Source organism: Streptomyces sp. NPDC091371 (assembly GCF_040684275.1).
Classification (GTDB): Bacteria; Actinomycetota; Actinomycetes; order Streptomycetales; family Streptomycetaceae; genus Streptomyces.
Genome location: NZ_JBFBFP010000011.1, coordinates 185,486 through 195,937, shown reverse-complemented (window position 1 = coordinate 195,937; position 10,452 = coordinate 185,486). Strand labels below are relative to the sequence as shown.

The following is a 10,452-nucleotide window of genomic DNA, read 5'->3' as shown; positions in this document are numbered from 1 at the left end:
GAAGGCCATCGCGAAGCGACGCGACGACGAAGGAGGAGCGCCCTTGACGAGCCGTTCCGACACGGAAGGACTATGGGACTGACGGGAAACCCCCCAGGACATCTCTGATTCGGGCCGGCTCGGACCCCGCCGATCACGAAGCCCCGCCCCCGCCCCACCCCCCACCGCCGAACACCGCGCCCATTCGGCCCCCTGTGGGTCGGCCGTTTGCCCGGTGTCGCGGTGCGCCCGTTTCACGCCGGTGCTTTCGTGAGGCGAAGCGCCCGCGTGCCGCCCGGAGGGAGGTGCTCCACGGGCTGTCGGTCCAGCACCGGAAGGACGGGATACGCGTGATGAGGTCGGCTCTGCGCTCGGGCGGCGCCCGTAGGGGCGAAGCAGAACGGCGATCAGGCGGCGGGCCGCCGCGGGGGACGTCTGCCATGACGGCGCCTTCGTGGCCGACGGCCCGGCAGCCCTCAGCCCGGCAGCCCTCAGCCCGGCGCCCCTGGCCCCGGCACCCCTGGACCCGCCGCCTGTTCGTGGCGGCTCTGGCACCCTTGCTCGCCCTGACGCCCTCGCTCGCGAGCGCACAGGACTCGTGGCGCGCCGTCCCCGATCTGCCCACGCCCCGGTACGGCCTCGCGGGCACAAGTGCCCCCTGTCCCAAGGACGTCGAGGGGCTGAAGGGCACGTGCGTGTACGCCATCGGGGGCCAGAACGACTCGCCCGCGCTGGACACCGTGGAGGCGTACAGCCCCGCGACGAACACGTGGCGCGCCCTGCCCGCCCTGCCCACGGCCCGCTACGCGCTGAGGGCGACCACGGCGCCGTGCCCGAAGGACGTCGAAGGACTCGAGGGCACGTGCGTGTACGCCATCGGCGGCTTCGCCGACTCCGCCGACTCCGCCGACGTGGGCACCGTAGAGGCGTACAGCCCGGCCACGAACACCTGGCGCGCCCTGCCCGCCCTGCCCACCGCCCGCAGCTTCGCCGCGGCGGCGACCGCGCCCTGTCCCAAGGCCGTCGACGGGCTGAAGGGCAGCAGCTGTGTGTACGCGGTCGGCGGCGCCTACAGCGACACCGTGGAGGCGTACAGCCCGGTCACGAACACCTGGCGCACCGTGCCCTCCCTCGGCACGCCCCGCGACGCCCCGGCGGCGGCGACCGCTTCCTGCCCGGAGGGAGTCGACGGGCTGAAGGGCACCTGTCTGTACGCCATCGGCGGGTTCAACCCGACCGACAGCATCCTCGGCACGGTCGAGGCCTACAGCCCCGCCACGAACACCTGGCGCACGGTGGCCTCACTGGGCAGCCCCCGCGTCGCCCTGGGCGGAACCGCCGCCCCCTGTCCTGGCTCGGCAAGCCGGGGCGACAGGGGGCCGAAGCAGTCCTGCGTGTACGCGATCGCCGGGTTCACCACCTTCACCGAATTCGCCACCGGCTCGGCGGAGGTCCTGAACCCCGCGGAGAACACCTGGAACGCCCTGCCCGCCCTGGCCACCCCTCGTTTCGAGCTGGGTGCGGCGACCGCGCCGTGCCCCGAGGACCTCCGGAGCCCGACGCAGACCCAGACCTGTGCGTACGCCTTCGGCGGTATCGGCGACCCCCCGTTCCCGACCCTCGGCTCCGTGGAAGCCCTTCCGGTCGGCGGCTGATCTGGTCGGCGGCTGATCCGGTCGGCGGCTGACACACGGCACGGCCTACCCGCGCGGCTCCAGGCGGGCCGCCCGGCCCTTCTCGCCCGAGGCCCAGCAGCCGGCGTCCGGCGCGCAGTCCACGGTGTCGAAGGAGCCGGGGTCCAGGGAGCGCCAGTGGCGGCCCCCGTCGGTGGTCACGTCCGTGCCCGTCGGGCCGACCGCGAGGGCCGTGCGGTCGGAGTACGGGAACCACGCCGCGCCCGAGCGGTACGCGGGCGGCGGGGTGGCCGCGCCGCTCCAGCTGCGGCCCCCGTCGGTGGAGAGGGCCGCGGCCTGCGGGGACGCCTGGCCGGTGCGGTAGTCGCCGCCGACCGCGAGGCCCCTCGTACGGTCGCGGAAGGCCAGGGCGAAGACCCCGCGGGCCGGGTCGCCGGCCGGGAGGGTGGAGTCGGTGGCCGTCCAGGTCAGGCCGCGGTCCGAGGAGTGCAGGATGCGGGCGGTCGCGCCGCCGCCCGTGGCGAGCCAGACGTCCTTGGGGCCCGCGCTGACCAGGCACTGGCCGCTCGCCGCGAAGCCCGCTTCGCCCGGCAGCGCCTCGGGCATGCCGTCGGTGGGCAGGACCCGCCAGGTCCGGCCGCCGTCCTCCGTGGACAGGATGCGGAACCTGCCGTCCACGGGGTCGCTCATGGCGAGGCCGTGGCGGGCGTCGAAGAAGGTGAGGCAGTCGTAGAAGGCGCGGGGATCGGGGTTTCGGAAGGTCTCGCTCCAGGTGGCGCCGCCGTCCTCGGTGCGCAGGATCCTGGAGGCCTCCCCCTCCCCGATGGACAGGGCCACGGCCCGGCGGGAGTCGAAGGCCTCGATGTCGCGCAGTTCCAGTGCCTGCGCCACGGCTGCCGGCGGGGAGACGTCGCTCCAGCTGCGGCCGCCGTCCACGGTGCGCAGGACCGTCCCCTTGAAGCCGGCCAGCCAGGCCGTGGTGCGGCTGACCGCCGCCAGGCCGCGGAAGCGGACCTCCTTGCCGGTGTCCTTCAGCGCCCAGCCGGCGCCGTGCAGCGATGCCGGCTCCGCGGCGGCCTGGGCGGGGGCCGCCAGTAAGCCGAGTGCCAGGGCTGCCGCGCACATGCCAACTCCCAGAAGTCTCATGGCGCGGGAAGCTAACGCACGCCCGATTTCCCCGTCCAGGGTGCGTCTGCGTTTTCGGATTCCTAGGCTGGTTCCATGACGCCCAAGTCCTACGAGGGCAAACAGATCACCATCACGTACGAGGTCGGGCGGTGCCTGCACGCCGCCGAGTGCGTGCGCGGCCTGCCCTCGGTGTTCGACACGGCGCAGCACCCCTGGGTACGCCCGGACGGCGCTGATCCGGAACTGGCCGCCGAGGTGGTCCGCCGCTGCCCCTCGGGGGCGCTCCAGTACCGGCTCGCCGAGGGCCCGGCCGAGGAGCCGGACCGGCCGACCACCGTCGTGCGCGATGCGGCGGGCCGGCTCGTGCTGCGGGGCGAGCTGAGCGTGACGACCTCGTCCGGGGAGGTCCGCAGGGAGACCAGGGCCATGCTTTGCGCCTGTGGAGTGAGCGCGAATCAGCCCTTCTGCGACCTCTCCGGAACCTGCCACAGCGGGTGACCGCCCTGCCACTGCACGTCACAGACAGTCACTCTGTGCGATCGCACGGGCGGGTTCCGGCCAATCGGTGACACAGCTCACGTCACCTCCCCTGCACGGATTTGCCGATTCCGGCGTCTATCGGGTTGCCGGCCCCCACCCCACGGCCCGGCAGCAGATCCGCCGCAAGGGAGTGAGCCTTGATCACTGTCATCGAGCAGGCCGTACAGGCCCGTCTGGTCGCCACCGCGCCGAAGGTCGAGACCGTGCCCGTCACCCTCTGCTACGACCGGGCGGATCCGTTCGCCGTCCGCATGGCCTTCCCCGCGCCGGCCACGCTGGAGGGCGTCGAGGTCTCGTGGACCTTCGCGCGCGAGCTGCTGGAGTCCGGGCTGGACCGCCCGTCGGGCCGTGGCGACGTACGCGTGCGCCCGTACGACGGCGACCGGACGACGATCGAGTTCCACGCCCCCGAGGGCGTCGCGATCGTGCTGATGATGACGGCCGAGCTGCACCGCTTCCTGGAGCGGGCCTCGACCGTGGTCCCGCCCGGGCTGGAGCACCTCTACCTCGACATGGACCACAGCCTGGCCGAGCTGATGCGCGACAGCCGCTGAGTCGCGTTTATTCGTTTGCGGGCGGCTCAGGCCGCCCGTAGCTTCGTAGACGCCCCATCGCCGTCGAAACGGAGCAGGACATTGGACTACTGAGGTCCGAGACACCGACCACCGTCAACAGTCAACCGCTGACCGTCGGCTGTCTCCCCGCGTTGCACGCACCACTCACGCAACCTGGAGGCCTCTATGAGTCATGCCCCTGCTTTCATCACCTGCTCCGACCTGTCCTTCGACTGGCCTGACGGAGCTCCCGTCTTCGACGGCTTCTCGCTCGCCGTCGGTCCCGGTCGGACCGGCCTCATCGGACTCAACGGTTGTGGGAAGTCCACGCTGTTGAAGCTGATCGCCGGTCAGCTCACCCCCTCCGACGGCCAGTTGTCCGTCGCGGGCACGATCGGATACCTGCCGCAGAACCTCACGCTCGACACCGCGCTGCGGGTCGACGAGGCCCTCGGCATCCACACCGCCCGCGCCGCCCTGCACGCCATCGAGGCGGGCGAGGCCACCGAGGCCAACTTCACCGCGGTCGGCGACGACTGGGACGTGGAGGAGCGGGCGATCGCCATGCTCGACCAGCTCGGCCTCGCCCGGATCGGCCTGGACCGCACCGTCGGCGAGCTGTCGGGCGGCGAGTGCGTGCTGCTGCGGCTGGCCGCCCTGCTCCTCGCACGCCCCGACGTGCTGCTGCTCGACGAGCCCACCAACAACCTGGACCTGCGCGCACGACGCCGCCTCTACGCGGCGATCGAGTCCTGGACCGGGGTGATGGTGCTGGTCAGCCACGACCGGGAGCTGCTGGAGCGGGTCGACCAGATCGCCGATCTGCACGACGGCGAAGTCCGCTGGTACGGCGGGAACTTCACGGACTACGAGGAGATGCTCGCCGCCGAACAGGAGTCGGCCGAGCGGATGCTCCGGGTCGCGGAGGCCGACGTACAGCGCCAGAAGCGCGAGCTCGCCGACGCGCACGTCAAGTTGGCGCGGCGCAAGCGGTACGGCCAGAAGATGTACGAGAACAAGCGCGAGCCGAAGATCGTGATGGGCGCCCGCAAGCGCGCGGCGCAGGAATCGGCCGGCAAGCACCGGATCATGCACACCGAGAAGCTCGCCGAGGCGAAGGAGCGCCTCGACCAGGCCGCGGAGGCGGTGCGCGACGATGACGAGATCCGCATCAAGCTCCCCGCCACGCAGGTCCCGCCCGGTCGGCGCGTGCTGACCCTGAGCGACGTACGGCTGGCCCACGGGGCAGCGGTCCGGGGCGAGTGGGAGCTGCGCGGTCCGGAGCGGATCGCGCTGGTGGGACGCAACGGCTCGGGCAAGACCACGCTGCTGCGCACGGTCGCGGGGCAGCTCGCGCCGGTGTCCGGGGAGGTGGTCCCGCACGTGACCACGCGGTTCCTGCCGCAGCGCCTCGACGTGCTGGACGAGAGCCGTTCGGTGGTGGAGAACGTGGCGCGGTTCGCCCCGCAGGCCACGAACAACCTGATCCGGGCGCGGCTCGCGCACTTCCTGTTCCGGGGCGCCCGGGCGGACCGGCCGGCCGGCACCCTGTCGGGCGGCGAGCGGTTCCGGGCGGCGCTGGCGGCGCTGCTGCTGGCGGAGCCGGCTCCGCAGCTGCTGATGCTGGACGAGCCGACGAACAATCTGGACCTGGCGAGCGTGCGGCAGTTGACGGACGCGCTGGAGTCCTACGAGGGCGCGCTCTTGGTGGCCAGCCATGACGTGCCGTTCCTGGAGTCGATCGGCATCACGCGGTGGCTGCTGCTGGACGGCGAACTGCGGCCGACGACGGCCGAGGAGGTCCGGGAGACGCTGTGGCACGACTGACCGCGCGGTGGTCGCTACCGGGGCAGTAAGGCCCAGGATTTGGTGCCGCCCATCGAGGTCAGGACGGGCGTGAGTCCCCAGTCCCCGCCACAGGCCTCGACGGCCGCGGCGAGCAGCCACATCCCGCGGCTGCGCCGGCGCCTGCACTCCTCGCTCTCCTCGGGCGAGGAGTGCGCCGGGTGCTGGTCGTATACGACTATCCGCAGCGCGTCGAACTGCCAGCGGATCTTCAGCATCATCTCCTTGTCGGGCGTGAAGCGGTGGGCGCACGCCACGAGTTCGGAGGCGGCGAGGGTCGCCGTGTCGCACAGGTCGGCCAGTCCGTGCCGGGTGAGCAGGGACCGGACGACGGAACGGGCGGTGCCCGCGCAGTAGCCGCCACCGGGCAGGCGTATCGAGTAGTTCAGCTTCTCCGCCTCGGGCGGTATCCGCCGGGGCTCATGGACCGACCGCAGGCCACGGAGAGTGCCCGTCATCGTGCTGCTCCAAGTATGGGTGTGATCGACAGCCGTGTGATCAAAGACCGGTTGGTCGTGGAGTGGTCATACGGGACCGCGAGGTCGCCCCGTGTGAGACTTGCACTACCGACCGTAGCGTAACCCGGTGCACGGTGCTACTACTTGTCTCGTCAGTTGATGATTTCTCAGGGCATTTCAGGATGGGTACGGCTATCAGGCCTGCCCCGTACCGAAGGGAAGGGTGCCCGTGCCACCCAGGAGCACGCCGACCGCGAGGCAGCAGCGCCTAGGCTCCGAGCTGCGCAAACTCCGCGAGGAGTCCGGCATGACGGTCCAGCAGGCCGCCGCTCTCCTGGGGGTCGACCGCACCCGTATCCCGAACATCGAATCCGGCCGGATCGGCATCAGCGCCGAGCGTGTCCGCACCCTCGCCTTCAACTACGACTGCCCCGACACGGGCCTCGTCGACCTGCTCGCGACGATGGCGCAGGAGCGGGACAAGGGGTGGTGGGAGCAGCACCGGGGGATGCTGCCGCCAGGTCTGCTCGACATCTGCGAACTGGAACACCACTCGGCCGCACTGCACACCGCGGTCACCACGCACATACCCGGGCTGCTGCAGACCGAGGCCCACGCGCGGGCGGTCTTCGACACCGCCGACCCGCCGCTGCCGGAGCCGGACCTGCAGGCGCGGCTCGCGCTGCGGATGAGCCGGCAGCAGGTGTTCGCGCGGGAGCGGCCCCCGTTGTACGAGGCGGTGGTGCACGAGGCCGCGCTGCGGATGCAGTTCGGCGGGCCGAAGGTCGCCCGGGCGCAGCTGGAGCACATCCTGGAGCAGTCGGAGCGGGCGCGCACGACGGTGCTGGTCATCCCCTTCACCGCCGGCGGCTTCCCCGGCGCCGGGCAGTCCTTCACGTACGCGGCGGCCGAGATACCCCAGCTCGACACCGTGCAGCTGGACAGCTCGCACGGCTCGATGCTGCTGGACTCGTACATGAAGCTGCTGCGCTACCGGGGGCTCCTGGAGCGGCTGCGCTCGCTGGCCCTGCCTGCCGCCGCCTCCCGCGACTTCATCCACGCCGTCGCACAGAGCCTCTGACCGGACCGCCGAGGAGAGACGCCATGAACACGACCACCACGCCCGCCGACACCGAGACCGCCATCGCCTGGGACGAGGCCTTCTGCAGCGAGGGCGCCAACTGCTTCCGCTTCGGCCGCGACGCCGAGGGGCAGGCGTACATCGGGACGACGCAGTCCCCGACGTACGTGACCGACTCCATCGACGCGCTCCGCGCTCTGATCTCCGCGGTCAAATCGGGGGCCGCGGACCACCTCCTGGCGTGACTTTGCCCCTTCAGGCCCAGCTCAGCGCCCCCTCAAACTGCATAGATAACTGGATGTAACCAGACATACACCTGCCGGGGACTTGGCTGGTCTTGATGTCACGCTTAACCTACGACTCCGTAGGCTACGGAACCGTAGGTAAGAACCGTAGGTAATTCGCTTTGCACCCAGGAGTACCCGTGACGATCACCTCTCCCCACCTCGGCAGCTCGGAGGCGTGGACCGACGCCAAGCTGCTGTTCGCGCTGGAAGAGGTGGTCGAGAAGGAGCTCAACCGCCACCTGAAGGTCCAGAAGGACTGGATGCCCCACGACTACGTCCCGTGGAGCGACGGCCGGAACTTCCCCGCCTTCTTCGAGGACGGCGAGGCCTGGCACCCGGACCAGTCCAAGGTCACCGAGATCGGCAAGATCGCCCTGGTGGTGAACCTGCTGACCGAGGACAACCTCCCCAGCTACCACCACGAGATCGCGACGCTCTTCGGCCGCAACGGCGCCTGGGGCACCTGGGTGCACCGCTGGACGGCCGAGGAGGGCCGCCACGGCATCGTGATGCGCGACTACCTGCTGGCCTCGCGCGCCGTGGACCCGGACAAGCTGGAAGCGTTCCGGATGCAGCACATGTCGGAGGGCTTCGAGTCCGACAACAGCCACTCGATGCTGCACTCGGTGGCGTACGTGGCCTTCCAGGAGCTCGCGACCCGCATCTCGCACCGCAACACCGGCCACCAGTCCGGTGACCCGGTCTGCGACCGGATGCTGGCGCGCATCGCGGCGGACGAGAACCTGCACATGATCTTCTACCGCAACCTGCTGGCCGCGGCCTTCGAGATCGCCCCGGACCTGACCATGCAGGCGGTGCGGGACGTCGTGGTCAACTTCCGGATGCCCGGACACGGCATGCCCGGCTTCGAGCGGATGGCCGCGCAGATGGCGATCGGCGGGGTCTACAACCTGCGGATCCACCACGACGACGTGCTGGCCCCCGTGATCCGCTTCCTGAAGGTCATGGACATCGACGGCCTCGGCCCCGAGGGTCAGAAGGCCCAGGAGGAGCTCGGCCTCTTCATGAACGGCCTGGACGCCGAGGCCCGCAAGCTCGACGAGCGCCTGGCCGCTCGCGCGGCGCGCATCGCGGCCCGCAAGGCCTGACCTCAGGCCCGACCTCAGGCCTGACCGGCTTCCGCTCCCTCCGGGGAGTGACGCGAAACCCTGGCAGAGCACCGCTCTGCCAGGGTTTCGCTTCATGACCTCGCTCCGGTTCGACAATCGACCAGCTGACCCGTCTGACGCGCGCCCTGGACTCCTCCCTGGTCTCCCTGCGGGAGGCCCGGCGGGCGCTGGACCACGTACGGGCCGACCAGCCGGGCACGGCGGAGCTCGACCGGGCTGTGACGGCTTCCAGGAACGCTGGGCCTAGGGCACGCGGGAGCTGACCACCCGCGTCAAGGCCGTACGTCAAGGACCTGGTCTCCCACAGCTCCTCCCGGCAGGGCGAAGCCGCCACCGCCTTCCGCGCGTCCCTCTCCCAGGGCCTCCCCCGCTACCTCGGCTCGGCGCACACCTCCCTGGCGGAGGCCGCCCGCCACAGACCGCATTTGGTTCGCCGGCGACCCCCGCTTCGGCGGCGTGGTGTCGCCCGTCGGCGGGCACTGCCCCGTGCGGGTCGTGACGCATGTGCCGCGTCGGGAGGAGTGTGGAGGCGAGGGGTTCGAACTCGCCCTCCGGGTGGGACTGGTGCGCCCCAGCGGCAAAGGCACCCGTACCTGATCAGCGGCGCGGCCGAAGGGCCAGGCGCTCGGCCTCCGACAGCCCGCCCCAGACCCCGAAGCGCTCGTCATTGGCCAGGGCGTACTCCAGGCACGCCGCCCGCCCCTCGCACGCCCCGCACAGCCGCTTCGCGTCGCGCAGCGACGAGCCGGGCTCCGGGAAGAAGAAGCCCGGTCCCGTCTGGGCGCAGAGGGCGAGGTCGTACCAGGCGGGGGCAGGGGCAGCGGTGGGGACGGTGTTCATCGACATGCCGGTGATAGTGACCGCCGCCGATGGACGTCCGATCAACGCCTGATCAACATCCCGTCACGCCCCCGCCGGCGGCGCGCTGGCTATGATCGCGAACCTCGCTCCGAACGGGTCCGCCAGCTTCGCGAAGCGGCCGACCCCCTCCATGAACACCGGCGTCAGCCGGACCTTGCCGCCCGACTCCTCCGCCTTCGCCGCCGTCGCGTCACAGTCGGCGACCTCGAAGTACGGTGTCCAGTAGGGCCGTTCAGCGTCTTCGACCGGGTCCGACGAGATCGGGACCAGTCCGGCGAAGGACTCCTCGTCCGTCGTGCCGGCCGGCTTGGCCATCGTGTACGTGCCGCCCTCGAACGGCATCTCGCCGATGTCCCACCCCAGCACCGCGCGGTAGAAGGCAACCGCGCCGGGCACGTCCCCCGTGTACAGCTCCGTCCAGCACAGGGAGCCCACCCGCGTCACCGCGCCCAGGCCCTTGTTCTGCCGGGGCTGCCAAACCCCGAAGCCCACCCCCGCCGGGTCGGTGAAGAGGGCCATGCGCCCGAAGTCCATGACGTCCATCGGCTCGAACGTCACCGCACCGCCCGCCTCGGTGACGGCCGCCGCCGTGGCGTCCGTGTCCGAGGTCTGGAAGTACACCGTCCAGGCCGACGGGTTCTGGTCCGCCGGGACGGCCATGCCGCCCGCGACCGTCTTGTGGTCGAGGTGGAACATGCCGTATCCCCCGACCTCCTCGCCGCCCGGCTGGTAGTCCCAGCCGAACAGTCCCTCGTAGAACCTGGCGGCCGCGTCGACGTCCGGCGTCCCGAGGTCGACCCAGTTCGGGGAGCCGTCCTTGTAGTCCGTGGTGAGCATGGTCCGCACTCCTTCCGGCCGGTACCGCCGGCGGTCGCTGTCGTCTCCTCCGTGCCGTCCGTGTCCTCTTCGAGCATGGCACCCTCCACTGACAGCGGCCCGGCTCACAGAGTGAACG

At 71.2% G+C, this 10,452-nt stretch carries 11 protein-coding genes; 7 read left to right on the top strand and 4 right to left on the bottom strand.

Annotation, left to right across the window (positions count from 1 at the left end; all coding sequences use genetic code 11):
- Positions 1–419: 419 nt before the first annotated feature.
- On the top strand, positions 420–1,634 hold the full coding sequence (locus AB0O21_RS15795) for a kelch repeat-containing protein (protein WP_365171347.1): 1,215 nt from the start codon (positions 420–422) through the stop codon (positions 1,632–1,634).
- A gap of 45 nt (positions 1,635–1,679) precedes the next feature.
- Here AB0O21_RS15795 and AB0O21_RS15790 read toward each other — a convergent pair whose 3' ends face one another.
- On the bottom strand, positions 1,680–2,738 hold the full coding sequence (locus AB0O21_RS15790; protein WP_365171345.1) for an oxidoreductase: 1,059 nt from the start codon (positions 2,736–2,738) through the stop codon (positions 1,680–1,682).
- 96 nt (positions 2,739–2,834) lie between these two features.
- Between AB0O21_RS15790 and AB0O21_RS15785 the strand changes: the two genes are divergently transcribed.
- The 3 genes from AB0O21_RS15785 (at position 2,835) to AB0O21_RS15775 (ending at position 5,662) form a co-directional block, all read left to right on the top strand.
- On the top strand, positions 2,835–3,239 hold the full coding sequence (locus AB0O21_RS15785) for a (4Fe-4S)-binding protein (RefSeq protein ID WP_365171343.1): 405 nt from the start codon (positions 2,835–2,837) through the stop codon (positions 3,237–3,239).
- A 179-nt stretch (positions 3,240–3,418) separates the two neighbouring features.
- The gene (locus tag AB0O21_RS15780; RefSeq protein ID WP_365171341.1) at positions 3,419–3,835 is read left to right on the top strand and encodes an SsgA family sporulation/cell division regulator; all 417 of its coding nucleotides are present in this window, start codon (positions 3,419–3,421) and stop codon (positions 3,833–3,835) included.
- 186 nt (positions 3,836–4,021) lie between these two features.
- Positions 4,022–5,662 (top strand): ABC-F family ATP-binding cassette domain-containing protein, encoded by a 1,641-nt coding sequence (locus tag AB0O21_RS15775; RefSeq protein WP_365171339.1) that lies wholly within the window; start codon positions 4,022–4,024, stop codon positions 5,660–5,662.
- Between the two features lie 14 nt (positions 5,663–5,676).
- On the opposite strand, the gene AB0O21_RS15770 is transcribed toward AB0O21_RS15775, so the two are convergent.
- A complete protein-coding gene (locus AB0O21_RS15770; RefSeq protein ID WP_365171337.1) occupies positions 5,677–6,138 on the bottom strand; it encodes an ATP-binding protein in 462 nt (153 codons plus the stop codon).
- 223 nt (positions 6,139–6,361) lie between these two features.
- Between AB0O21_RS15770 and AB0O21_RS15765 the strand changes: the two genes are divergently transcribed.
- The 3 genes from AB0O21_RS15765 to AB0O21_RS15755 all read left to right on the top strand — a co-directional run bounded on the left by AB0O21_RS15765 (position 6,362) and on the right by AB0O21_RS15755 (position 8,615).
- Positions 6,362–7,219, top strand: coding sequence for a helix-turn-helix transcriptional regulator (locus AB0O21_RS15765; RefSeq protein WP_365171335.1), 858 nt, complete (start codon positions 6,362–6,364; stop codon positions 7,217–7,219).
- A gap of 23 nt (positions 7,220–7,242) precedes the next feature.
- Complete coding sequence (locus AB0O21_RS15760) at positions 7,243–7,464, top strand: hypothetical protein (RefSeq protein WP_365171333.1); 222 nt, start codon at positions 7,243–7,245, stop codon at positions 7,462–7,464.
- Positions 7,465–7,643: 179 nt separating this feature from the next.
- Positions 7,644–8,615 (top strand): acyl-ACP desaturase, encoded by a 972-nt coding sequence (locus tag AB0O21_RS15755; protein WP_365171331.1) that lies wholly within the window; start codon positions 7,644–7,646, stop codon positions 8,613–8,615.
- Between the two features lie 618 nt (positions 8,616–9,233).
- Here AB0O21_RS15755 and AB0O21_RS15750 read toward each other — a convergent pair.
- The gene (locus AB0O21_RS15750) at positions 9,234–9,482 is read right to left on the bottom strand and encodes a WhiB family transcriptional regulator (protein ID WP_365171329.1); all 249 of its coding nucleotides are present in this window, start codon (positions 9,480–9,482) and stop codon (positions 9,234–9,236) included.
- A 57-nt stretch (positions 9,483–9,539) separates the two neighbouring features.
- Positions 9,540–10,334, bottom strand: coding sequence for a VOC family protein (locus AB0O21_RS15745; protein WP_365171327.1), 795 nt, complete (start codon positions 10,332–10,334; stop codon positions 9,540–9,542).
- Positions 10,335–10,452 lie beyond the last annotated feature (118 nt).